The following is a 21,885-nucleotide window of genomic DNA, read 5'->3' as shown; positions in this document are numbered from 1 at the left end:
AAAAACCTTTTTTGTTTTTATTATATCTTTTGCTAATTACTCGTTCTTTCATCATATACAAGGCTTTCAATATCATTCATCATATTTTCATAATCAATAATATTTATAATTTCATCTGTATCTAATTGTTTTAATTCTTTTAAAGAGCCATAACCTTTTTTAACCAAAGAGAAGTAAGTCATTTCAAGTTGTGAGATTTCGCAAGAGGAAACATATTTTTTAAAATAGTTCTCTTGCTTAGGTGTTGTTGTTAGTTGATAACTTTTTTTTTATTCCTAAAAAATGGATAGCAAATTAGCTTTAATGAAGTTTGAATAAAATCTAAATAGATATCCTCATTATCTTCCCAAAAATTAGGAATTTTAGAAATAAGCATATCTTCAAAAAGTACTTTATTTTCTACTTCTTTAAATAATGATTTAAACTTAGCATCTTCTAAAAATCCCCAATTACCTATAATCATAGGAGTTTCAATTTGCGAATAAAGAGCATATACTTTTACTCTAAATTCATGATTTAATTGAGATAATCTAAATTCTTTCTCACCTATTGAAAAAGTTTTTGAAGTATGCCACTCTTCCAATTGATTAAAAGCTTTTTCTTTTTCTAAATCAAGATTAGCTGTTTTATCCATTATGCCAACCTTACAACAAATGCTTCAATAGTATATTCCATTGAGTTATTTCCATCTGTATTATTTTTTGTATCAGTCGGTTTTGTTGTTATACTACCGCCACTAATCTTATAGTTCTCAATCATCTGTTCACCATCTTCAAAGTAAATAGTTTTTACACTTCCCCCAATTACTTGTGATAAAGTTTTTGCATTCATGTAGTTAGTTAAAGCTTTATCAGTAGTATTAAGCTTTTGAACTCTAAATACTATCGTATGAACATCTTTAGCTGTATGTCTTTGTATATTTACACTATTACCAGCACCATAAGTTCTTGTCGTTTCTGCATTAACTGGTGTTATAGTGATAGTATCACCAGCTACTAAGTCATCAACAGTTAAGTTATCATTTCCTATTCTTAACTGCATTGTTGTAGCATCACCATTTAAAATAATTGCTTTTCCCATATATTTACTCCTTATCTTTCAAATACTATTGCAATATCTGCTGTGTGGATTGCTCCAGCCATTTTAAAAGCTACTTGAATTGCTGGTGCTTTTCTTTGTTCTCTTGCGCTTTGTGCTTGTTCACTCATAGGCTTAGCATAAACATAGTAACCAACAGTTTCGATATTTCTTCTAAATACCTCAGGATTACCAAAATCATAAGTTGAGTTCCATTTGCCTGGAGCAATAACTCCAGCACTAACAAATAAAGATAATGTTCTTTCTATTGCTTCTATTAATTTTTGCATATCTTCATCAGTTTGTGCCAATTTTGTAGGAGTACCTTGCAACACATTAAATACATCAATTTGAACAAATCTTTTAACTGCAATAACATTGTAAACATTATCTGTAAAATCATTTGCACCACTTGTATATGTACGAGGTAAACTCCCAAATGTTCCGTATAAATCTAATCCTACTTTTTGAGCAGAATTTAATTCACTATCTGAATATTTAGATGGTAAGCATCCTTGTAATTCTTTTAAGTTCATTGTTAAAGCTGTATTTGTTGCTTCAAAATTTACAGTATGCATTTTAGCCATATAACCAACTGCTAAACCTCTATCAGCTTGTTTATCAAATAATGTTCGATAATTTACTCCACCACTTAACTTATTAAACCATACAAAGTTATTTTCAGAATCTAAAGTAAAATTAGTTTCATCACTAAACACATCATAAACTAAACAATCATTTGCAATACCCCAAGTAGATAATGCTTTAGCCTCATTTGAAGTAGGCTTATCAATAAAAACAACACCTCTGATAGGTTCTTCTTTTGATACCTCGATTAATGCTTGTTCTTTACTTTCTCCATCTAAAGTTTCACTTGCTTTTCCATTAACAGAAATTGCACCACTTCCATTACTTAAACAAAGAACATCAGCAATTCCAGTTCCAGTTGATGCATCACTCATAAATGATACTGTTGAAGATGTTCCAGTTAAATTACTTGTAATAATAATTTGATTTAAACCATTTTTTGTTACTGTTGCACCAGTAATTTTAGTACCAAGTAAAGCAACAATATCAGATAAACTTGTACAAGATGTAAAATTAATATTTGTAACAGTTAGTGGAGTTTCTGCATCATTGACATTAATTGTAAAACTACCATCTTTAATAGTTTGTAAAGTACTTACAACAACATCTTCGCTTAGTTCTGCACTTTTTAAATATCCTTTTGTTGCTTCTAAGATTTCATCAACTGCTCTCCAATATCCAATAACAAGATATCCATTTCCTTTATTTATTGGATTTGCATTTGTAAATATTCTTTTAGCTAATTGATAAACTCTTGAAAAACTTCCGAAATCATCAGCTACACCGCTTAACTCTGTATATGAAACTGTTCTTTTATTGCTATTTAGAAAACTTTTATCGCTTGTCATTAAACAGACAATATTCATATTTGTTCTAGCTAAACCAACAGGAACACCCTCAATTGAAACATTTATTACTCTACCTAATGGTATATCTTGATTAACTGCTGCCATTATTTACCTCTCAATCAAATAATTTATATCAGCTGTATCAATCCTTAATCTTTCAACAGCTGTTTTAATGACATATTGTATAACGACTTCAACCTCATATCTTTCGTAAAATTTTGACTGAGTTTGCATCTTTAAATTGTTTGTACTTTTTGGAGTAAATAGTATAATCTCATTCTTTTTTTGACTATCTCTACATTCTTGACTATTTATTAAATTTAAAAAATTTATATAATTTATTATTGCTTTAGTTCCGTAAAATTCAAGAGTAAAAGTACCTACCATATTAGTATGCCAATATTCAATTTCATCAATATCATCATATTTTTTTAAAGGTTGTGAAACTGGATTACTTGCTAAAGTATCAAGAACTATATAATTTTTTGTAAAAGTATCTTGTGTGGCATTTTCTCTACCAATTAAAAGTAATTCTTCATCATAATTCAAAGTATCTTTTACAACTTCATAAAGGCTAAGTAAAACATCATTTTCATACTCTTCTAAAATCATTCTTTTACCTCTTCTAAATCAGCTTTATAAAATCCATAAGTCGAATAATCAGCTTTAGAATAGCATCTATAATTTTTATTATTCCAATTAATTAAATCACTAATCTTTACTTCATTTATTCCAACATAATGAACATATTCCAAGTTATAGTCTATCTTGTCTTTTACTATCTTGTCTTGAGGTATAGGTTTTAGAAAACCCATAATTTTAATATCTGTTATTGTTTCAACTGGGCGACCTTTTACAATTGTTTTTACTACTCTTTTTATAGTCAAAGGAATAGATTTTTTTAAAACTGTTTTTGCCATATTTGGTATCATTTTGCTACCACCCAATTAGTTACAGATTGAACAAGCTTTGCTTTATCAATAAGTATTTCATTACTTCCTTTTCCATTTATTTTAAAAGATTTTCCATTCTTATGTCTTATCCACCCACCGTTAATAGTTATTGGGCTTAATTTTTCCCATTTTCCAAAACCACCCGTTGCAAAAGCTTCTTTAGAAATATTTTGTCCTAATACTCCTAATTCTCCTAATTCTTTAATAGCTGTACTTTTCCCTGATATTATTTTTTCCCAACTAATATTTATTTGTTTATTGATTTCAGCTTGTTTTACAATAAATGGCATTCTTAAAAAACTTCTTCTTGGTACACCTAATCCATATTCGTGTCTTATACCAACTTCGACTATTTTTTGACCATTTTTATATTCTCCTACATCTTTTGGAACACCAATATGTACTTCATTATTGAGAGCCAATTTTGTTTGTTTAATGATATTTTGTAAAAGTGTTAAATCATTTTTTTTCATACAAAAGACTCTTTCTGATTCCCATAATTTTTAGAAATTAATTGTAGATATATTTGCCCGTAAATTGTAGATAGAAAAAAACTATCATTTAAAGAAGTATTTCCATTACCCATAAAGTAAGAAGTAGATACACCATCAACACTTTCACTTGCAACAGAAAAAGTTGGACTTGCTCCATTTAAAGATGATTGAATACTAATTGTTATTAAATGTGCAATTAAATATAAAATAGCTTCATCATCACAAGCATTACTTCCATACTCTGCACCATAATAGCATCTGTAAGTGGTCTCAAACATTGGAAAATACTTATCAACAGTTTCAGCTGGTATCATTGGAAATTTAGCTTTAAAGTCATCAATCATTGCCATTTAAAATCCTTTAATCTTAATAATGCCCTCTGAAAAGAGGACACTATAAAATCAATCTGCTTCTACAATAAATCCAATTTCAATAAATCTCTGGATTTTCTTGTCTGCTTCAAAATCAGTCTTAGATATCTCAAATTTTCCTAATACTTCACCTTTTGTTTCAGTTTTGCAACATCTTAAAGCATTTAATGTAAAGATTTCTTCTTCATTATCTTCTTCTAATTCTTCTTTTGGATTTTTACCATCATCACCTAATATAAGAGAGATTAAATCATCTTTTTTAAGATTTGAATATCCCTCTAACCCTAACTCTTTACATTTTGCTTTCAGTTCTTCAACTGTTAAAGCTTCTAATTCTTCTTTTGGCATATTTACTCCTATAATCCAGTTAAATGTCTTCCAGCTTTATTTTCAGCAACATCAATACCAGCAATTCTATATTTTGCATCTGCTCTATATCCAAAACTACCCTCTGGAACAGTTTTACCAATAATTAGAGGTTGTGGTATTCTTACCAAGATAGCATTCTCATTTGTAGAGTATGCAGTAGTTACAGAAGTACCATTTACATTGTTTGCTCTCCAAGAATTTAAGAATGTAACGTTAGGGAATGCTTCTTTCAAAACTGTTAAAACTGTTTTATCACTTGTTTGTGATTTCCATTTTTGCGATGCTAACCAATTCATAACAGTTGTTGGTAACATTACTCTATCAGCCATATATCCATTAGTATTATTAACACCATTCCATTGGTCTGTAATAAGTGAAGCAATAGCATCATAAGCTTGTTCACCAGTTAGAGTTGTAATTGCAGCAGAACTATCAGTGGTAAATCCAGCATAATTTAAAAGCCCTTTATTTAAAGAGTTTCCAACTGCTAAAATCTCATCAATTTCTTTTCTATAAACTTCATCAACACCACCAAGTAATCTTTCAACTAAATTATAATTTTCTAATTTAGCTTTCTCAATTTCATCATCTGTATAGTTGATTGTTGCTTCTCTTCCAATTACAGCAATTGAGTCAGTTTCTCCATCTAAAGAAATAAGCCCTTTATTTGTTCCTCTGTTATTTACATCATTAAAACTACCTTTAGCAGATACTCTTTTTTTCTTAATTGTGTCAGCAAGTCCACCTGTATTGTCGATAGTTAAACCACTATTTAGAAATACATTTTCAGGATATAGCTTTACAAATACTCTAGGGTCTAAATGTGTAAGACTTTGAGCCAATAAAATCCCTTTTGCATCTTTAAAAGTTTTTGCAACTTCTAAGTGTGCAACTAAAGAATTCATATCTATTAAATTTTTTAATTTCATTTTTTACCTCTTTTTTATAGTTGGATAAATACTTCCCAAACACCAGCTTTAATTTCTCTATTGAAATAACCTTTTACCTCTACATTATCAGTTGCTGTTGTTGTAGCTTTTCCTAAATCTGCATCAACTGAACCACTATTAACTGCATAAATTTTTCCAAATTTAGTAGGAGTATCTCCAGCTTTAACATCAACTGTTCCTAATCCCCACTCTAAAACATCAAGTTGATAAACTGCACCATCACCAGTTTTTACAAAAGTTTCACCACTCTCAATAGCATTAACTACACTTTGTAAAACTAATCCAGCAACAACTGGAGTTGCACTTTTATCCATATTCGCTAAGTTACCAGTTTTAATAATTGAAAATTTACCAGTTTTAAGTGGTGCATTGTAATTAGCTGTATATGTGCTTATTTTTGCCGGTAAAGTTTGATTAATAACACCAGCATCAACATTTCCAATTTGTGCATAATCATAAGATGCAAACGCCATTATTTTATCTCCTTATCAAATGCTTTAATAATCTCATCTTTTGAATCTTTAAATTCAATAGTTGAAACTTGTTGTTCTCTTTCTTTTAATAATTTAAAAGCGACACCAATTTCTGCATCTTTAAAACTTTCAGTTGGATATTCAGCTTTGATAACATCGGACATGATAGTTTCATTTGATTTTGTTTTAAAATCATATTTTTCATCTAAGAAATTTTTAGCTTTTCCAATAATAGATGCTCTATCATTTCCATAATGAAGCATTGCATCTTTATAAACTTGACTATCCATAAATTTTTTAATTGCATCATCACCAGCTATTTTTTTAGCATCTTCAAACTTTTTTTCCATTTCTACTGGATCACTCTTTGCAACTTTAGGAATAATGCTATCCATTGCTTCAAGAATCATAGCCTTATCAGCATCACTCGCATTTACTAAAGCTTCTTTTAGTTTTGCTAACAACTCATTTAAGTCCATAGGTTTAACTCCTTTTTCGTCTTTAAATTTACAAACACCACCACAACGACCAGCTTCAACTATTCCTAAATGATGAGGATTAATATTTAATTGTTCAAAATCATACTCTGCACTTGGAACTGTTTTTGCTGTATATCCTAGTGATAATTGCTTATGGTTAAATTCTAACTTATCTTTAAATAGTGTTATTTCGTTTCTTATTGCTAATGTTGAATCTAAACTATTATCAATATTTTCAATTTCTTCACTATTTAAAATATTTCCTTTTTTTAAAGATTCGTCTATATCACCTTTTGGCTCAATATGATTTTCAATTAATGGAATACCAACCAATTTATCTTTTAACTCTCTTATAGTTTCAGGACTTCTATATATTTTAAATACTTTATCGAATGGTTCTAAACCTAACTCTAAGCCCAAATATTCTTGAACCCCATCTCTAATAGATATAACAGTTCTTTTTTCTGTATTTAAACTATCAATAAAAGATACCTCTTGCGTAAACATTTTGTCTTTAAAAGGACAAGGACAATCTTTACTTAGATTTAAAACTTCTTTTTGAGCCATTCCCTCATCTTTAAAACCAATTGATATTTTTTGACTATCTTTGTAAACAAAATATAATCCATCTTCTTTTTTAATTTGAAACATCTATTACTCCTAATCTTCTAAATCCATAACAAAAGTATCCCAACATCTGCAATTAATTTCCTCGCCTACTTCGATTGATTTTCCGTCACAAGAACTATAAAGCTTTCCATCAACTGGATAAAATTTTCCATTTCTTGCTGTGTGACATTTTCTAGTTCTTTTATTTCCACTATCTCCACCAACTGCATTCCATTTCCTTTGATTAAATCCAAGATTGGCTGCTCTTTTTTTATTTAGTTGAGAATTAAAAACTGTTAGTTCTTGTCTAGCTACCAAAATAGATTTATTTTTATTTTTACCAGTTATATTTTCAACTTCTTCATAAAGAGTGTCTAAGCTTTGACCCATTGTCATTAGTCTAAGAAGATTATTACTCATATCTTCAATTGCTTTATCTCTTGTAGCTTGTATTTGTAAAAGTGTTTTTAAACTATTTGCATTTACAAAACTATTTAAGCCATCTGTTTTAATGACATCTTTTATATTTATTCCAATATCTTTTTCAATAGCTTTATAAATATTTGATTGATTAGCTATGTTTACTTTTAAATATAATGCTTTGATGTATTTTTCTAATCTTTTATTTGAGAATTGTTTCAATAGCATTCTTAAAGCTACTTTTGATAACACTTTAAATATAACTGCAAAATTTCCAACTTGTGCATCTTGGAATTTATTAATTGTTGAAACATTTAATTTATTTAAGACTTGATTTTTATATCTTTCTGCTATTTTGTCATTCATAAAATGTAAAAAGTTTTCAAGTTCTGCTTCAAAATTATCAGTATGTCTATATGCTTTTATTTCATAAGTTTTTCTTTTTGTAGTTTGCTTGAGATATGCTTTTAAATCAAAGTTCATTTAATTACTCTTCAATTCCATCTTCATTAAATATTTCATCAAAGCTTTTCTTTACATCTATTTCTACACCTCTATCTTTTATATATGCAATATCATCTAATCCTAATTGTTGAACCAATAAAGCATTAGTAAAAACCTTTGTTTCATAATCTGCTTTTTCTGTTGGTGTGCTTTGATATTGTTCATTAAACCAAACAACAGTTAATCCCATAAATTCTAATTTTTGATTTAGAACTGGTAAAATAAAATCATTTCCTAGATTTTTAACCATGCTCCAAAATATTGTCTCTTCTGTTTTTCCTGATGAGTTTAACCCTTTTACATTCTCACCAACTAACCAGCTTAAAGGTATTCCAGTTACTAAAGATAATCTTCTTAAAGTAATAGTATCAACACTATCTAATCCACTTAAATTTTGTGTCTCTGTTTTAGTATCATCTTCTGCATCAAGTAATCCAGCACCATAAATTGACCTTAAATTTTCTAACCTATGAAAATAATCAACTAAATGTTTTTCTTGTTTTTGTTGTAGTTTAGACTTAAAGTCTTTTATCTTATAAAACATAGTCGAGATTTTTTCTACAAGTGTAGGGATTGCTCTTTCAATTACACTATCATTTATAAGTTGAGAATAAATAAGTTCAAATTCACTTATCCCACCATAATTATATGAACTTTTATCATCTTCTACTGGTTGATAATATTGAAAATCCATTACTCTACTATGATGTATTACTTGTGTACCAATTCGATAATATTCTGGTTCGTTGTATCTTTCATCAAGTTCATTCAAAGAACTATTTATCTGTACAGTTACTTTTGCACCACTAAAAGCTTTAAATCTAACAGTTTGTAAATTAACTGATTTCATAGGTTGTAATGGGTCATTAGCATTTTTATCTATAATCACAATTACACCACGACCGAATGCCATCATATACTCAGAAGCTTTTTTTAATTCTTTTAGAAGTTTTTTATCAATAAATTTTAGGGTCTCTGCTCCAGCTTCACCCTCTGCACTAAATCCCTCTTTAAAGATATTTGATGATTTAATATTAGTTATTTTTCTACCAATACCAAGTTTATAAATAGAGTTTAATTCATCATTAGATACCGCAGTTGAAAAGAGTTTATTATTATTCACTCCACTTCTATTATTAGCAAGTAAATTAGTAAGAGATTTTAGACCATCTTTAAAGCTAAAATTCATTAAAAGCCTTTTTGATTTTATTATAACACTCAAAAAAAGGCTAAAAAATCATTTATCCATTGATTGCTTCATAATCTAAAATATTGTTTTTGTATGCTATTTCTACACCATCAATTAAAGTATCTATGATGTCATCATTTTTAGAATTTGGAAACTGTTCATATTCACTTATAAAGTCAGTAACATTAGGTAAATCTTCAACAACATACAATCCGTATATTTCCAAATAGCTTACATTATTATTTGCTCTAAATACTTTATCAACATTCCTTTCAATTTCAAAAACCATAAAGCCATCATCTTTCATTCTTTGAAATAAATCCACTCCACTTGCTTTTTGTTCGATGTGCATTCCCTGGAACGGATATTTATTATTTCTGTTATAAAAGTCTCTTGCTGTTACTTCTCGCTCTTTTGATAATGGCTTACCTCTGAACATATCCAGGTAATATAATCTATTCTCAAATACTCCAAAGGCACTATAAACTGTGTAATCATTTTTTTCATTGTTTTTTAAAGCTGTATCAACTGTAATAAAATATCTTTCAAAAATGATAGTATTAATAACCTCTCGAGATATATATTTAATCCATGAAGTCTTAAAGATATTTCCACCTTTGATGATTGGTGATTGTTGGAATTGAGAGTGGTAATAATCTGAGTTATTAGCCTTTATAGTCATTAACTTGTTATATGGATAATATTCTTCCCATAATGAGCATTTATTTATTTCATCAATTATTTCTACTTTATAATGGGTCCATTCATTTTTATCACCAAAAGCATTATTTAGTATAAGCCCTACAAGGTCATTAGTATGTAATCTTTGCATAATTATAATTATTGGAGTATCTGGCTTATTTTTTCTATTTGACAATGTGGTTTCAAACCAATCTTTAACTTTATCAAGTTTTAATAAACTTTCTCTATCGTCTGGCTTTAATGGATCATCTACTCCAATAAAACCACCCCATCCATCTTTTTTAAGCCCAGCACCAAAACCAGTAATTTGCCCAAAACTTGATACTGCATAAAGTCCACCATCTAAATTAGTTTTCCATAGTTTTTTGGCTGTACTATCTTTTTTTGTTTCAATACCAAATAAACTATAATGTTCTTTACTCATAAGCATATCTCTAATAGCTTGTGAATTATTAGTTACTAACATATCTGAATATGAAGTCATAATATTTTTACTTTCAGGATGTTTTGTTAAGGTCCACTCACAAAAAGTATTTAAGATTTCAGTCTTACCACTTCTTGGAGGCATATTAATAATCAAGTTTTTAATATGTCCTAAATAAACATCAACTAATAAATTACAAATATCAATATGAAACTGCTTTAATATTATCTTTGAGTTATATTTTGTTTTAAAGGACCATCTAAGATATCTTTTAAAATCTTCTAATAATATTCCTTTAAGTGCTATATTATTCATCAATAATCACTTTCAAACTCGCTTAATGTTTCAAGGATAATATCTTTGCTTAATTCTATATTTGTTTGCTGTGCATTTGTATTTTGAATATTTACTTGACTGCTTGAGTGTCTTTGATTTACATTTGTAGTTATAGATAATTTATCAACTGCATTTGCTAATTTTTCAGTATCATTTGCATTAAGGTATCTTTCTTCAAATTGTTGCACTCCATCGCCTACTGATACCTTTTCTTCAACTTTACCTTTTTTTAATATTCCATCAATAGTATCAAGTATTTTAAACGAAGTATCATATATTCTAACTCTTTTATTATCCTCCGAAAATTCCTTTTCTAATCTATACTTTACAGCCTTATCTATTTCTGTTATTTCTATCGGACTTAACTCGGACTTTTTGACTTTTTCAAGCATTAATGTAGCTTCGACAAAATCGGCATTTTTAGGCTCTATGTTTTCGGTAATATTTCTTATTGTTTTTTCATCAACTTTATATGTTTTTGCTAATGCTGATTTAGTATATTGACCTGTTTTCCATTTAGCAATAATATTGTTCTTTTGTCTATCTGAAAGCTTAGCCATTATTCAAACTCCATCATAAAATCTAAAATATCTATTTGCTCTAAATTTAAAGCCTTATAGTTATCAAAGTGAAAATCAAAAATAGATTTACTATAACAACTATAAGCACACTTAGAAAAACTATTATAAAATCTTAATTGCTTTTCTTTATATCCATTATTCCAACACCAAATAGGTTGATTGTTATATAGTTCTCTTTCTTTATCACAATGTACTAATTTTAAATTACTATCATTAAATTCTAAATCATTTTTTAAATTGTTTTTATTTTTAATAAACACTACTTCAAAATCAATTTCATCATTAAACTTATAAACATTTCCTGCATCATCTTTTTTAAATATTGGAAATTCAATTTTATTTTCAAAAATTCTATTTAATATTTTTTCTTTTTTTAAGATTACTAGGTTTTTAAGATTTTTTAATGTATTTGTAGGTAAATCTAATAAATACTCACAATAATTAAAAAGCAAATTAAATTTACCCTCTTCTACTTTTTTGTAAACAATATTTGGTCTTTCATTAGTTCCTATTTGTTTTCGTATTAATATCATTGCTACTGCTAAATCTTCTAAATTGTCATCAAATAAATCTACACATTGATAAAAAGAGTTTAGCATTTCTTTATTCTTTGTATTTTCTCTTAAATCCAATAAAATATTTGATGACATTGTTTTATCCTTTTATATATTCTTCAGTCTCTTTTATTGCTGCACTACTTCCATAACAAACAATAGCCTTATAACCTTGCTTATTCATTTAACACTCCTAATAACAATAAAAAAACCATCTTTATTAGAGTTCCTAATTTTTCTTGCTACAATTTCTACAATTTGTGAATCATTTTTATAAGCTATCCCTTCTAACGAATCTTGTATTGCTTTTAAAGTATTATCTAAATCCGTTCTCCCTTTTTTGCTACAATACAGTGTATATTCAAGAGAACAATCCCCCTCTATTAATTTAAACTTTTTTGCTTTTGCAAGTAGAGATAATGCTCTTTTGAATTGCAATCCCTCTTTTGTCATAGTTCTTATTATTTTTCCATTTTTTGAATATGTTTGATAAAGATGATTTACAGATGGTGGTACAAGATTACATTCTAAAGATTGCTCTTGATGTTCAGTTGGGATAATTGGTTTAGTCATTGATATGTTCCTTGAATAAACCCATGTCTTGATTTGATGTATCTATTTTTAAAAGTCCTAATTTAATAGCTTTTTCTTTTCTGGCTTTTAACCACATTTTATAAGGGTGTCTTGCTCGTTCTCCAAAAGGATATGCTTCATCAATATCTTTTAATGTTATAAGTTTTCCTTTTTCTTTAATTACTTTATCTATTATTTTATTTGATTCGTTGTGCCAATAACTACTCATCTTTTATCCTTTTCAAACAAACTAATTACAAACCCAACTGCAACACCTATACCAATCAACAAAATAGTTAAAATATCGACTAAATAATTCATTTGTTTATCTCCTTAAAATATCCGCATTCTCTTTTTACAGTTACTTCGCTATAACAAGAAAATGGCAAATTCAAATCTTTAATTTTTATCTTGCAATGCAACTTATTATCTTGTTTGATACTCTCATTACATTTGCTACAATCTCTTAAAATAATCTCTTTTGGTTTTGCACCCATCATGCACCTACTTTTAATTTTCTCATAGTTTCTAAACCATCATAGAAATTGTGATCATCTTCTTCTTGTTCAATTTTACTTACATAATTACCATCAAAAATAGCTACAATAGGTTCATCTTTTTTAACTACATTTAGAGCAACAAAGTAATATTTTCCATTTCTAACTTCTTCAACTCTTAGCTTATATGGTTGAACTTTAGCTTTGAAGCAATAGTTAATTAATATTTGAAGAACTATTTTTTTTCTATCTTCTGTTGAATCATTAAAAAGTAAACTAATCTTATGTAACGAATTATGTGATTTATCAAATTGCATATTTAGTTTATTTAGTGCATTTAATCTTTCTAAACTTCTTGAAAAAGCTAAAAGTTCATTTGGTAAAGGCATGCCATTAATTTTTAAATCATAAATTGTTGTCTTTTTATATTTCCAATCTGCAAATCCACCAATATAATTATTCAAATAATCAAAAGTTATTTCAAACTCTTTCATTTCTGCTTGTGTTAATATTCTCATCTTTCACCGCCTAAAGCAGTTCTAATTGTATTAACCATATCAGCTACATTTTTAGCATTTGTAACTTTATGGTCTTTCTCTATTTTTAAATACCCATCTTTTAAAAATTTGATAGTTTCACCATCAACAGAAAAGCTTTTACCAATTAAATCATTTGGAACTAAAGCTTGATTTTTGCCAAGTTCTATAACTTGCTCGTTTTGGTAATCAAGGTAAATTCCATCACGGATAAAGAAAAATAGCTTTTCTGGTTTCTTTCCGCTAAGTTTTAATGCTTTTGCATAATTATCTATCGCAATAATCATTTTTTGGATATCAGTCTTTCTCAAAATAATTTGGTTAAAACTGCTAGGCTCTTGAACATCACCATGTTTGTCTGAAATTTTTTCTTTGTAAGCTTCAATAACTTCTCTTGGATTTAATTTTTCATCTTCAAATTTTTTATTTTCATTTTTAGAAAAAGAGTGAGGGATATTTTTTTCTTCTTCAAAATTTGCATTAGTAGAATTACTATTACTCTCTCTTTCTTCTTTCTTAATATCTCTCTTAATATTATCTATCTTTGTCTCCATTTTTTGGAGAGGGTCTATTCCATTTTTTGGAGATATATTTTCCATTTTTTGGAGAGGGTCTCCACACCCTTTTGTATCTACTATTCCACTACTAATAGTTATCCATTTTTGAGTAACCTTTAAATATCCAGTTTCATTATTTTTAACTAAAAAACCATTATCTAAAAGCTTTTTAATAATTTTATATATTTGACCATTTGAAACTTGAATAATATCTCTTAGAGTGTCTTTACTTGCATAACACCAACCAAATTCATTATTACTCATAAAATAAATATTTTCTAATAATGTCCACTCTTCTAAGGCTAATTTATGTTGTTTTAAAGCTAATAGGTCTATTGCTATGTATCTTTTCATTATGCAACTCCCATAAAGTCAAATAAAGATGGTAACAATTTTTCATCTTCTGCACTTTTTAAGTAACTACAACTATCAACCCAATAACCAAAATTTAATTCATGTCCTCTGTATTTTCTATCTTCTTTTAAAGATATATATCCAGTGCTACCTATACCACTAAAAGGGTCAAAAACTATCTCACCTTTATTTGTGAATCTATTAACTAATCTTTGGATTATGTCAAATTGTAAAGGACATAAATGCTGTTCTTGCCCTTTTTGTTTTTGTATCATATTTAGAGTTCTCATTCTTGCTACATCAGTCCAAACATCTTCATTCCAAGATGGTGGCTGTAAAAGCATAAATGAAACTGGTAATTTACCTTTTAAGTCTAAATGTTCACCTATTTTTACATGATGTTCATAATCATAAATAGACTCTAAATGTCTATCTCTGAAAGTTTGAAATATCTTATCACTTTCCATTTTTTCAAGTTCTTCTGGCATAAGTAATCTATCTCCAGAACTTCTCCAAAAACCATGTGCATCTGTTTGCCATCTTGCTCTCGAATAGTCACTTTTATTTTTAACAACTGGATCATCTGCATAAGCTCTTGTATTATCAGTTTGTGGTTTTCTAAAAAGTAATATATACTCAGGCATACCACAAGATATTTTACTTCCATCTTTGCAAACTTCACTCCACCCTAATCTATAAGTTTGATTATTTTCTCTTACAACATCTGTAACTACTGTAATCATTCCCATATAAGCAAAACCATGTTTAATATAATGGTTTATACAATTACTATGAAATGGATAAACTGTTTGAAAACCTAAATCAGTAAGTCCACCTGGTACTATTCTATCTTTTACATGTATTGCAGCAATTCGTCCAGGTTTTAAAACTCTTAAAAGTTCTGGACTTAAAAAATCCATTTGCTCAAAAAAGTGGCTATTTGTATCACTATGTCCAAAATCACAATAATTAGGACTATACTCATATTGGCTAGAAAAAGGGATTGAAGTTAAAATCATATCCATAGAATTTTCTTGCATGTTTTTAGTTTCTTCAACTGTATCATTATGAACTAATGTATATAATTTAGAACTAGATTCTATTCTTTCTACTCCTATCTTTCTTTCAAGTACTTCAAACATTTCTTTATTACTTAGACCATAATTTTTGATTATTTCTGTCATTTTTTCTACTGTTTTATTATGTTTCATCCATTTTTCCTCTAATATTTTTCTTACACCATTTTCTGCTTCTGTATAGATAATATTTATCTCTACTTCTTTACTTTGTAAAAATCTATAAATTCTATGAATAGCCTGTATAAAATCATTAAATTTAAAACCAATTCCTAAAAAAATCATTTTGTTTGATTGCTGAAGATTTACACCACTACCATACATCATAGGCTTAGATAAAAAAACTCTTTTTTCTTTAGCTTTCCAACTGTTTAATTGTTTTTCTCTTTCGTCTATTGTTTGATTTCCATATAGAGAGATATAATCACAATTTATCTCTTTTAAGGCTTTTTCTGTTTCTTCTTGTTCATAGTTTAAATCAGCCCAAATAACAATTTGTTCATTGTTTGTATATGTTTTAATTATTTCTTGTGCAGCTTTAATTCTTTTAGGAGCAGAGTCTCTTTTTTCTCTACTTGCTTCAATTAAAGAAGTTGAAGAGTCTCTAAACATAATAGCTTGACCATTATGGTCATAGTCAAAGTCATTTTCTTCATTTGCAAGTTCTACCCAGTTGATTTTCATATCAGGCAATGAATATCCATCATCACTAAAACCCAAATCAGATGGTTTCTGTACAAATAATCCCCATGAACTTACCCATAACCAAAACTCATCTTCTTTATGACTATGAAGAGTTAATTTATCAGCTTTTGTACTATCTCGTTTAAAAAATCTTGTTTTTGCTTGTGATACATCCATAACACCTAAAAAAGCACTATATGCTAAAAGTTCTATATAATCATTTGGTGATGGTGTTGCAGTAGCTACGAATCTATAAGGTACCGACTCTCTTATTGTTCTTAAATTCATAGTTTTTCTATCACCAGCAAATAAAGCCATAAATTCTCTAAATGTCTTAGTTCCACCAAATCCTCTTAAAACACTAGCTTCATCTAAACTAGCAACTGTAAAGAAATTAGGATCTATTTTTCCATCTCTGATAGTTTCATAATTAGTTAAATAAATAGTTTTTTCATCTTCTACTTCTTCAACACTTCTTATAAATTTAACTTTAACATTTAGTAATTTTGCATCATTTATAAACTCGCCTCTAACACCTAAAGGGCATACTATTAATCCATATCCACCTGCATAATTTCTAGTAATTCTTACAGTTTCAAGTTGTATTATTGTTTTACCTAAACCAAAAGATGCAAATATTGCTGCTCTACCTTGTCTTACTGCCCATCTTACTATTGCTTTTTGATGGTCTTTTAGAATTGGATTAATATCGCTTATTTGAATGTTTGAAAAGCCTTGTTCTTCTTTTAGTTTGATTTTATTTTTTATAAATTCATTGTAAGGTACTTCATTCTTACTCATAATATCCTCCAAAGATACTATTTGCCTTTACAAACCAACTAACTACCCCAATTTTGTATCTTGGAGGAATTTTTAAAAAACGAGTAGTTAGTTTGTAAAAGGTTTTTTGTAAGCAACTAAGAATATTTTTAATATAATCTCGTTGCACCATTTGATGGGTGTTTTAAATTAGAGTGAGAAAGGAAAGCCAAATCAAGACTCACTCTAATCCAATAAAGGAAAAATTTCTTAAAACACATTAAAGCTTAATAGCTTTTGTTAGACACACTAAGGGGATAATGTGCCTAATCAAAGCTACCTAATTAAAAGATAGCTTTATAGGTTTTTCACCTTTTAAATCGAGGTGAGTTAATTTAACTTTTGTTTTTTTATCTTTTATATTTTGGAAATATTTAGCAATTCCATTTATGATTAATTTCATTTTCTAACTCCTCTTAATTTCTTGCTTTAGTTTCTTCAAGTCTTAATACAAATCTATTAACAACTGCTAATAAAGGTCTAGCTTTACTTAAAACCTTTGAAGCTTCACTACTATTTATTTCATCTTTATTATCAAATTGTTTTTCCATTTCACTTGTTATACTTCCAATCTCTTTAACAGCTTTTAGAACTTCATTTTGCATTTGACATTGAGTAATAATTTCAATCTCTTTTACATCTTCTAAATCAATCAATATAGTTATCAATTGTTCACTATTAAATCTCTTTTGGTCATCATTGAAATAGTTCTTTAGATATTGTTCATTATTAACTCCACCTAAATCCAAAAGGTTGGCATAATATCTCGCCCAATTAACATTAAGCATTTCAGCTTTAACCATCATTTTGGCTCTTAAAACTCTGTAATATTCAATCTCTTTGTTTGATTTAGCCATCATTAAACCTTTTCATTTTGTTTTGGTTTTTGTATATTTTCAGAGAGAAAAGATTTCCCAAAAAATTTAACTTGAGTTTCTTTGTCTGTAAAAATTTCAATTGGTACTTTTAACTCTTCACTAACTTTTAAAGCAGAAGATAATTTAATTGCTCTTTTTCCAGTCAAATATCTTGAAACAGTAGAAAGTTCACACTTAAGTATTTTTTTTATTTGTTCTTGACTTATTTTTTTCATATAGCAATATTACCAATATGGAAATTAAATAAAGCTTAAAATATTACCAATATGGATATTTCCACTATGGTATAATAAATCATTAAAATGTAAGGAATTAAATGGGCGTAGGTTCTAATATTAAACAAATTTTAAAAGATAAAAAACTATCACAAAAAGATTTTGCAGATATGATAGAAGAAACAACTGTAAACTTAAATAGATATCTAAATGAACAAAGAAATATACCAGTTTCTTTATACCCTTTAATTTCTAAGGCTTTAAATATGAGCATTGATGAAATAATGGGTAATCAGTCTTTATCTTCAAAGCTAGTACCTCTTATAGGTAAATCATCTTGTGGAAAACCAAAAGATTATGATTTAAGTAATTATGAGCCTGTTTCTGTTCCACTTGATATGTACATAGATGGTATGTATGCTGTTGAAGCTGACGGTGATAGTATGGCTCCAAAAATAAATGATGGGGATATAGTATATTGCATACCAAACCAAATTATTGATAATGGTAAAATTGTACATTATTGGTTAAATGGTGAAAGTGGAATTAAAAAATATAAAATTAATGAAGTTGGAACAATAATATCTCTACTACCTTTGAACCCTGACTATGACATAATAACTATACATTGTGATGATAATTATGATTTAGTTATGGCTAGAGTAGTCGGACGAATAGACAAAGATTTTTAAATTAATAGGAAACATAAATTAAATAAAAATATTTCAAAATGTAATAAATTTTAATCACAAAATTTATTTTTGATAAAATTTTTCTGTATACAAAAAATTAAAGCAGGAGTAATTTATTCATGAGTAAATTAGAGAAAATAGAATTAATCAAAATTCTAAAAACAAATATTGGAACAGAACAATTAAATTCTGTAAATAGTAGAGAACTTTATGAGTTCTTAGGTATAAATACTGAATATTCAAAATGGATACAAAGAGCAGTAGAAAAATATAATTTTGAAAATATGGCTGATTATATTATCGTCAAAAATGACGAAAAGTTTGGAAGACCAAGAGAAGATTATATAGTAACTCTTGATATGGCTAAAGAACTTTGCATGGTTTCAAATACTGAAAAAGGTAGAAAAGTTAGAAAATACTTTATTGAAGTAGAGAAACAAGCAAATAAACCTATGACTATTGAACAGTTACTTTTGGAAAATTCAAAAGTTATAAATCAATTACAAAATAAAGTTATTACACTTCAAGATACAATAGAAGTACAAAAGCCAAAGATTGTATTTGCAGATAGTGTTGCGCAAAGTGAAACATCAATATTAATAGGACAATTTGCAAAAGTAATAAGTACAGATGATTTTAATATTGGACAAAATAGACTTTTTCAATGGCTAAGAGATAATAAATATCTTATTTCAAGTGGAAACGGATACAATCAACCAATGCAACAATACATAGATAATGGTTATTTTGAAGTTACAGAAAGAACAATAAACAATCCAGATGGTAGTACAAGAATTACAATGACTACAAAGATAACTGGTAAAGGACAAGTTGCTTTAACTAAAAAAATTAAAAACTCTTTTAATTTATGATTAATTCTATTTCCTAAACTCCCAAGGGGCTATTGGATTCTTATCAATCCAAAGCCCTTTTTTATTTTCCCTTGCTAGTTTTTCAGCATTATAGTAATCTTGATTTTTTGAATACTTTTTATAAACCCATGCAAAACCATCTTTTACTTGTTGCAAATTAATATCTATATTGTTATAGTAGATAGTTCCAAGTATTCTTTTATATTTATCTTTTTTTTGATATTGAACAGTTACAGTCTTACCAGCTATATATTTAGCTAAATTATCTTTTGATTTATTTCCAAAAGCTTGTTTTTTTTCTGGAGCATCAATATCGTTCAATCTAATTTTATATTGAGTTTTATCGCTTGTAAGAACTGTGATTGTATCTCCATCAGATACTTTCACTACCTTACCTATTAATTCAAGAGAGAATAAATAGGAAGATAGGACTATAAGTACAAGTATAGTTCTTATCATTTACTATTTTTTTTCTTTTTTTAGTTTTTCTAATATTTTAATTCCTTCGCCTAAGCATTTTTCTTTATTATAAGTTGCTGTGCTACAAAAACCATTTATATCTAATTTTTGTCCTACCACTTTAATAATATTTATCATTGTTTTAGTATTTCCTTCTGGATTATTTTTATAATCATTTAGTATTTTTGAACCTATATTTTGATTTTGAAGCCAATTATAATAAGGAACACAATTACCTAAACTTGCAGTTCCGATAACAAATCCTCTGCCCTTACAAACTAATTTAACATTATTCCCTTTATTAAGTGATGCTACCCAGCTAGTATATTTGTCTTCAACTTGTGCAGTTGGATATAAAAACATATTATCCCCACCTATTAACTTCAAGTTCATATTATTAAAGGCATCTTTTTGAATGTTATCAATTTTCCCAGAAACTAATAAGATTTTATTTTTATATTGTTCATCTGCCTTAACTTCATTTTTAACATATTCTCTTTGAAGCTTATCAGCTGTGACTATTTGAGGTAATATTAAAATATTCATTTCTACAAGTGATGACTCTCCACCATCTGCTGTTACTTCTATTTCATCTTCAATCATGGCTCTAAATAAATTAGACTCAATTTCAGTAAATAGGTTTTTTACTTGTTGCTGCTCTTGAACTTTATTTTCTATATTTGAATTACCATGTTTGTTAGTTAGATATATGCTTCCTATTATTATCCCAAGTACAATAACTATAAAGTAAGTAAGTTTGCTTGGTTTCTTTTTATAACCACAATGAGGACAAACTTTAACAGTTGATGATATGTCTTTATTGCATTCTTTACATTTTATTAATGCCATTCTAACCCCTTTTTATTTAATTATATAGATTTTATCTAAAACCTTTTTAATTTCAAGTTATAAAATTTATTTCCATATTGGTAATATTTTAAGCTTTATTTAATTTCCATATTGGTAATATTCTTTTATCAAAACAAGTTTTAGTTTAAAACATTGTAAGAGAAAACACTCTTTAAAATAGGTTGAGTTCCTTATCCTAAAAAGGAAATCTTATCTTAACGCGGATAAGCACGAGAAGTCGGTCAAACTTTAAATCTTAAATAAGTAGTGTGGTGGAAGATAGACACAATAGTACGGCGAGTGATAGGACAATCAAGAAGTTATACTGTAAGACAAGTTCGGTAAATATGTGGAAAGTATAAATTGTTCCTTTAATACAAGTGAAAATATTAAGCCATATCCTCTTTATTGAGTGCGAACTAACACTTGAAATATATCGTCCATAGGTGAAAGTCCTATGGCACTACTTACTTAAGATTTATCTTTAGATTTAATCAAGCAGTCAAGAACATCGTTAAATTTATTATATTTGTTGTTAGTAATAGTTATGTGAAACAAAATAAAGAAATCCGTCTTTATTGAAAGGTATTGACTGCTTTGTTAAGTCTAAAATTTAAAGGAGAAAAGATGACATTAAAAGATTTAGGATATGAATTAAAACAAGATGGTGAAAAGTTGGTTTATGGTGGATATTTAGACCTTGAGGGAACTGGAATAACTACTTTACCTGATAATTTATCTGTTGGTGGAAGTTTATACCTTAGAGGAACTGGAATAACTGCTTTACCTGATAATTTATCTGTTGGTGGATATTTAGACCTTAGAGGAACTGGAATAACTGCTTTACCTGATAATTTATCTGTTGGTGGATATTTAGACCTTGAGGGAACTGGAATAACTACT

At 28.0% G+C, this 21,885-nt stretch carries 31 protein-coding genes; 3 read left to right on the top strand and 28 right to left on the bottom strand.

Annotated features, from left to right (window positions below):
• Nucleotides 1-32: 32 nt before the first annotated feature.
• The 26 genes from B0175_RS11355 to B0175_RS05040 all read right to left on the bottom strand — a co-directional run bounded on the left by B0175_RS11355 (nt 33) and on the right by B0175_RS05040 (nt 18,110).
• A complete protein-coding gene (locus B0175_RS11355; RefSeq protein ID WP_260912732.1) occupies nt 33-167 on the bottom strand; it encodes a hypothetical protein in 135 nt (44 codons plus the stop codon).
• Between the two features lie 83 nt (nt 168-250).
• Nucleotides 251-634 (bottom strand): hypothetical protein, encoded by a 384-nt coding sequence (locus B0175_RS05155; protein ID WP_108527588.1) that lies wholly within the window; start codon nt 632-634, stop codon nt 251-253.
• Nucleotides 634-1,080, bottom strand: coding sequence for a hypothetical protein (locus B0175_RS05150; RefSeq protein WP_108527587.1), 447 nt, complete (start codon nt 1,078-1,080; stop codon nt 634-636). The genes B0175_RS05155 and B0175_RS05150 overlap by 1 nt, the downstream gene beginning before the upstream one ends.
• A gap of 11 nt (nt 1,081-1,091) precedes the next feature.
• On the bottom strand, nt 1,092-2,618 hold the full coding sequence (locus B0175_RS05145) for a DUF3383 family protein (RefSeq protein ID WP_108527586.1): 1,527 nt from the start codon (nt 2,616-2,618) through the stop codon (nt 1,092-1,094).
• Nucleotides 2,619-2,621: 3 nt separating this feature from the next.
• Nucleotides 2,622-3,125, bottom strand: coding sequence for a phage neck terminator protein (locus B0175_RS05140; RefSeq protein WP_108527585.1), 504 nt, complete (start codon nt 3,123-3,125; stop codon nt 2,622-2,624).
• Nucleotides 3,122-3,445: a hypothetical protein gene (locus B0175_RS05135; RefSeq protein ID WP_108527584.1), complete on the bottom strand. Its 324-nt coding sequence runs from the start codon at nt 3,443-3,445 to the stop codon at nt 3,122-3,124. The genes B0175_RS05140 and B0175_RS05135 overlap by 4 nt, the downstream gene beginning before the upstream one ends.
• Entirely contained in the window at nt 3,442-3,939 is a 498-nt protein-coding gene (locus tag B0175_RS05130; protein ID WP_108527583.1) for a hypothetical protein, read from the bottom strand. The genes B0175_RS05135 and B0175_RS05130 overlap by 4 nt, the downstream gene beginning before the upstream one ends.
• On the bottom strand, nt 3,936-4,310 hold the full coding sequence (locus B0175_RS05125; RefSeq protein ID WP_108527582.1) for a DUF4054 domain-containing protein: 375 nt from the start codon (nt 4,308-4,310) through the stop codon (nt 3,936-3,938). Before B0175_RS05125 ends, B0175_RS05130 begins: the two co-directional genes overlap by 4 nt.
• A gap of 51 nt (nt 4,311-4,361) precedes the next feature.
• Nucleotides 4,362-4,679 (bottom strand): Rho termination factor N-terminal domain-containing protein, encoded by a 318-nt coding sequence (locus tag B0175_RS05120; RefSeq protein WP_108527581.1) that lies wholly within the window; start codon nt 4,677-4,679, stop codon nt 4,362-4,364.
• A gap of 8 nt (nt 4,680-4,687) precedes the next feature.
• Nucleotides 4,688-5,629: a major capsid family protein gene (locus tag B0175_RS05115; protein WP_108527580.1), complete on the bottom strand. Its 942-nt coding sequence runs from the start codon at nt 5,627-5,629 to the stop codon at nt 4,688-4,690.
• 14 nt (nt 5,630-5,643) lie between these two features.
• Nucleotides 5,644-6,123: a hypothetical protein gene (locus B0175_RS05110; protein ID WP_108527579.1), complete on the bottom strand. Its 480-nt coding sequence runs from the start codon at nt 6,121-6,123 to the stop codon at nt 5,644-5,646.
• Nucleotides 6,123-7,253, bottom strand: coding sequence for a DUF2213 domain-containing protein (locus tag B0175_RS05105; RefSeq protein ID WP_108527578.1), 1,131 nt, complete (start codon nt 7,251-7,253; stop codon nt 6,123-6,125). The genes B0175_RS05110 and B0175_RS05105 overlap by 1 nt, the downstream gene beginning before the upstream one ends.
• A gap of 9 nt (nt 7,254-7,262) precedes the next feature.
• A complete protein-coding gene (locus B0175_RS05100; RefSeq protein ID WP_108527577.1) occupies nt 7,263-8,114 on the bottom strand; it encodes a hypothetical protein in 852 nt (283 codons plus the stop codon).
• Nucleotides 8,115-8,118: 4 nt separating this feature from the next.
• Nucleotides 8,119-9,324 carry an anti-CBASS protein Acb1 family protein gene (locus B0175_RS05095; RefSeq protein WP_108527576.1) on the bottom strand — a complete coding sequence of 402 codons (1,206 nt, stop codon included), beginning with the start codon at nt 9,322-9,324 and terminating at the stop codon, nt 8,119-8,121.
• Nucleotides 9,325-9,376: 52 nt separating this feature from the next.
• Nucleotides 9,377-10,765, bottom strand: coding sequence for a phage terminase large subunit (terL, locus tag B0175_RS05090; protein ID WP_108527575.1), 1,389 nt, complete (start codon nt 10,763-10,765; stop codon nt 9,377-9,379).
• Entirely contained in the window at nt 10,765-11,346 is a 582-nt protein-coding gene (locus B0175_RS05085) for a hypothetical protein (RefSeq protein WP_108527574.1), read from the bottom strand. The genes terL and B0175_RS05085 overlap by 1 nt, the downstream gene beginning before the upstream one ends.
• Entirely contained in the window at nt 11,346-12,017 is a 672-nt protein-coding gene (locus B0175_RS05080) for a hypothetical protein (protein WP_108527573.1), read from the bottom strand. The genes B0175_RS05085 and B0175_RS05080 overlap by 1 nt, the downstream gene beginning before the upstream one ends.
• Before the next feature lie 84 nt (nt 12,018-12,101).
• Nucleotides 12,102-12,494 carry a RusA family crossover junction endodeoxyribonuclease gene (locus tag B0175_RS05075; RefSeq protein ID WP_108527572.1) on the bottom strand — a complete coding sequence of 131 codons (393 nt, stop codon included), beginning with the start codon at nt 12,492-12,494 and terminating at the stop codon, nt 12,102-12,104.
• The gene (locus B0175_RS05070) at nt 12,487-12,723 is read right to left on the bottom strand and encodes a hypothetical protein (RefSeq protein ID WP_108527571.1); all 237 of its coding nucleotides are present in this window, start codon (nt 12,721-12,723) and stop codon (nt 12,487-12,489) included. Before B0175_RS05070 ends, B0175_RS05075 begins: the two co-directional genes overlap by 8 nt.
• Before the next feature lie 88 nt (nt 12,724-12,811).
• Nucleotides 12,812-12,991, bottom strand: coding sequence for a hypothetical protein (locus B0175_RS05065; protein WP_108527570.1), 180 nt, complete (start codon nt 12,989-12,991; stop codon nt 12,812-12,814).
• Complete coding sequence (locus tag B0175_RS05060; protein WP_108527569.1) at nt 12,991-13,509, bottom strand: hypothetical protein; 519 nt, start codon at nt 13,507-13,509, stop codon at nt 12,991-12,993. Before B0175_RS05060 ends, B0175_RS05065 begins: the two co-directional genes overlap by 1 nt.
• Nucleotides 13,506-14,438 carry a hypothetical protein gene (locus B0175_RS05055; protein WP_108527568.1) on the bottom strand — a complete coding sequence of 311 codons (933 nt, stop codon included), beginning with the start codon at nt 14,436-14,438 and terminating at the stop codon, nt 13,506-13,508. Before B0175_RS05055 ends, B0175_RS05060 begins: the two co-directional genes overlap by 4 nt.
• Nucleotides 14,438-16,999, bottom strand: coding sequence for a DNA methyltransferase (locus B0175_RS05050; RefSeq protein ID WP_108527567.1), 2,562 nt, complete (start codon nt 16,997-16,999; stop codon nt 14,438-14,440). Before B0175_RS05050 ends, B0175_RS05055 begins: the two co-directional genes overlap by 1 nt.
• A 298-nt stretch (nt 17,000-17,297) precedes the next feature.
• Nucleotides 17,298-17,420 (bottom strand): hypothetical protein, encoded by a 123-nt coding sequence (locus B0175_RS11350; RefSeq protein ID WP_265735064.1) that lies wholly within the window; start codon nt 17,418-17,420, stop codon nt 17,298-17,300.
• Nucleotides 17,421-17,433: 13 nt separating this feature from the next.
• Nucleotides 17,434-17,874 (bottom strand): hypothetical protein, encoded by a 441-nt coding sequence (locus tag B0175_RS05045; protein WP_108527566.1) that lies wholly within the window; start codon nt 17,872-17,874, stop codon nt 17,434-17,436.
• 2 nt (nt 17,875-17,876) lie between these two features.
• A complete protein-coding gene (locus B0175_RS05040; RefSeq protein ID WP_108527565.1) occupies nt 17,877-18,110 on the bottom strand; it encodes a helix-turn-helix domain-containing protein in 234 nt (77 codons plus the stop codon).
• Between the two features lie 101 nt (nt 18,111-18,211).
• Here B0175_RS05040 and B0175_RS05035 point away from each other — a divergent pair, with 101 nt between their 5' ends.
• The gene (locus B0175_RS05035) at nt 18,212-18,802 is read left to right on the top strand and encodes a LexA family transcriptional regulator (protein WP_108527564.1); all 591 of its coding nucleotides are present in this window, start codon (nt 18,212-18,214) and stop codon (nt 18,800-18,802) included.
• 119 nt (nt 18,803-18,921) lie between these two features.
• On the top strand, nt 18,922-19,674 hold the full coding sequence (locus tag B0175_RS05030; protein ID WP_108527563.1) for a phage antirepressor KilAC domain-containing protein: 753 nt from the start codon (nt 18,922-18,924) through the stop codon (nt 19,672-19,674).
• A 6-nt stretch (nt 19,675-19,680) separates the two neighbouring features.
• Here B0175_RS05030 and B0175_RS05025 read toward each other — a convergent pair whose 3' ends face one another.
• The gene (locus tag B0175_RS05025; RefSeq protein ID WP_228156070.1) at nt 19,681-20,061 is read right to left on the bottom strand and encodes a thermonuclease family protein; all 381 of its coding nucleotides are present in this window, start codon (nt 20,059-20,061) and stop codon (nt 19,681-19,683) included.
• A gap of 75 nt (nt 20,062-20,136) precedes the next feature.
• On the bottom strand, nt 20,137-20,982 hold the full coding sequence (locus B0175_RS05020; RefSeq protein WP_108527561.1) for an OB-fold protein: 846 nt from the start codon (nt 20,980-20,982) through the stop codon (nt 20,137-20,139).
• Nucleotides 20,983-21,609: 627 nt separating this feature from the next.
• Here B0175_RS05020 and B0175_RS05015 point away from each other — a divergent pair.
• Nucleotides 21,610-21,885 (top strand): hypothetical protein (locus B0175_RS05015; RefSeq protein WP_210004277.1); only part of this gene is annotated, 276 nt, incomplete at its 3' end.

The organism is Arcobacter lacus (assembly GCF_003063295.1).
GTDB lineage: Bacteria > Campylobacterota > Campylobacteria > Campylobacterales > Arcobacteraceae > Aliarcobacter > Aliarcobacter lacus.
Note: the sequence above shows the minus strand (reverse complement) of the source record. Positions and strands in the feature narration are given on the sequence as shown.

Bases quoted from the DNA above. Each gene is read 5' to 3' on its own strand.
- B0175_RS05155 (WP_108527588.1), bottom strand. From the start codon at position 634: ATGGATAAAACAGCTAATCTTGATTTAGAAAAAGAAAAAGCTTTTAAT.
- B0175_RS05150 (WP_108527587.1), bottom strand. From the start codon at position 1,080: ATGGGAAAAGCAATTATTTTAAATGGTGATGCTACAACAATGCAGTTA.
- B0175_RS05145 (WP_108527586.1), bottom strand. From the start codon at position 2,618: ATGGCAGCAGTTAATCAAGATATACCATTAGGTAGAGTAATAAATGTT.
- B0175_RS05140 (WP_108527585.1), bottom strand. From the start codon at position 3,125: ATGATTTTAGAAGAGTATGAAAATGATGTTTTACTTAGCCTTTATGAA.
- B0175_RS05135 (WP_108527584.1), bottom strand. From the start codon at position 3,445: ATGATACCAAATATGGCAAAAACAGTTTTAAAAAAATCTATTCCTTTG.
- B0175_RS05130 (WP_108527583.1), bottom strand. From the start codon at position 3,939: ATGAAAAAAAATGATTTAACACTTTTACAAAATATCATTAAACAAACA.
- B0175_RS05125 (WP_108527582.1), bottom strand. From the start codon at position 4,310: ATGGCAATGATTGATGACTTTAAAGCTAAATTTCCAATGATACCAGCT.
- B0175_RS05120 (WP_108527581.1), bottom strand. From the start codon at position 4,679: ATGCCAAAAGAAGAATTAGAAGCTTTAACAGTTGAAGAACTGAAAGCA.
- B0175_RS05115 (WP_108527580.1), bottom strand. From the start codon at position 5,629: ATGAAATTAAAAAATTTAATAGATATGAATTCTTTAGTTGCACACTTA.
- B0175_RS05110 (WP_108527579.1), bottom strand. From the start codon at position 6,123: ATGGCGTTTGCATCTTATGATTATGCACAAATTGGAAATGTTGATGCT.
- B0175_RS05105 (WP_108527578.1), bottom strand. From the start codon at position 7,253: ATGTTTCAAATTAAAAAAGAAGATGGATTATATTTTGTTTACAAAGAT.
- B0175_RS05100 (WP_108527577.1), bottom strand. From the start codon at position 8,114: ATGAACTTTGATTTAAAAGCATATCTCAAGCAAACTACAAAAAGAAAA.
- B0175_RS05095 (WP_108527576.1), bottom strand. From the start codon at position 9,324: ATGAATTTTAGCTTTAAAGATGGTCTAAAATCTCTTACTAATTTACTT.
- terL (WP_108527575.1), bottom strand. From the start codon at position 10,765: ATGAATAATATAGCACTTAAAGGAATATTATTAGAAGATTTTAAAAGA.
- B0175_RS05085 (WP_108527574.1), bottom strand. From the start codon at position 11,346: ATGGCTAAGCTTTCAGATAGACAAAAGAACAATATTATTGCTAAATGG.
- B0175_RS05080 (WP_108527573.1), bottom strand. From the start codon at position 12,017: ATGTCATCAAATATTTTATTGGATTTAAGAGAAAATACAAAGAATAAA.
- B0175_RS05075 (WP_108527572.1), bottom strand. From the start codon at position 12,494: ATGACTAAACCAATTATCCCAACTGAACATCAAGAGCAATCTTTAGAA.
- B0175_RS05070 (WP_108527571.1), bottom strand. From the start codon at position 12,723: ATGAGTAGTTATTGGCACAACGAATCAAATAAAATAATAGATAAAGTA.
- B0175_RS05065 (WP_108527570.1), bottom strand. From the start codon at position 12,991: ATGGGTGCAAAACCAAAAGAGATTATTTTAAGAGATTGTAGCAAATGT.
- B0175_RS05060 (WP_108527569.1), bottom strand. From the start codon at position 13,509: ATGAGAATATTAACACAAGCAGAAATGAAAGAGTTTGAAATAACTTTT.
- B0175_RS05055 (WP_108527568.1), bottom strand. From the start codon at position 14,438: ATGAAAAGATACATAGCAATAGACCTATTAGCTTTAAAACAACATAAA.
- B0175_RS05050 (WP_108527567.1), bottom strand. From the start codon at position 16,999: ATGAGTAAGAATGAAGTACCTTACAATGAATTTATAAAAAATAAAATC.
- B0175_RS11350 (WP_265735064.1), bottom strand. From the start codon at position 17,420: ATGAAATTAATCATAAATGGAATTGCTAAATATTTCCAAAATATAAAA.
- B0175_RS05045 (WP_108527566.1), bottom strand. From the start codon at position 17,874: ATGGCTAAATCAAACAAAGAGATTGAATATTACAGAGTTTTAAGAGCC.
- B0175_RS05040 (WP_108527565.1), bottom strand. From the start codon at position 18,110: ATGAAAAAAATAAGTCAAGAACAAATAAAAAAAATACTTAAGTGTGAA.
- B0175_RS05035 (WP_108527564.1), top strand. From the start codon at position 18,212: ATGGGCGTAGGTTCTAATATTAAACAAATTTTAAAAGATAAAAAACTA.
- B0175_RS05030 (WP_108527563.1), top strand. From the start codon at position 18,922: ATGAGTAAATTAGAGAAAATAGAATTAATCAAAATTCTAAAAACAAAT.
- B0175_RS05020 (WP_108527561.1), bottom strand. From the start codon at position 20,982: ATGGCATTAATAAAATGTAAAGAATGCAATAAAGACATATCATCAACT.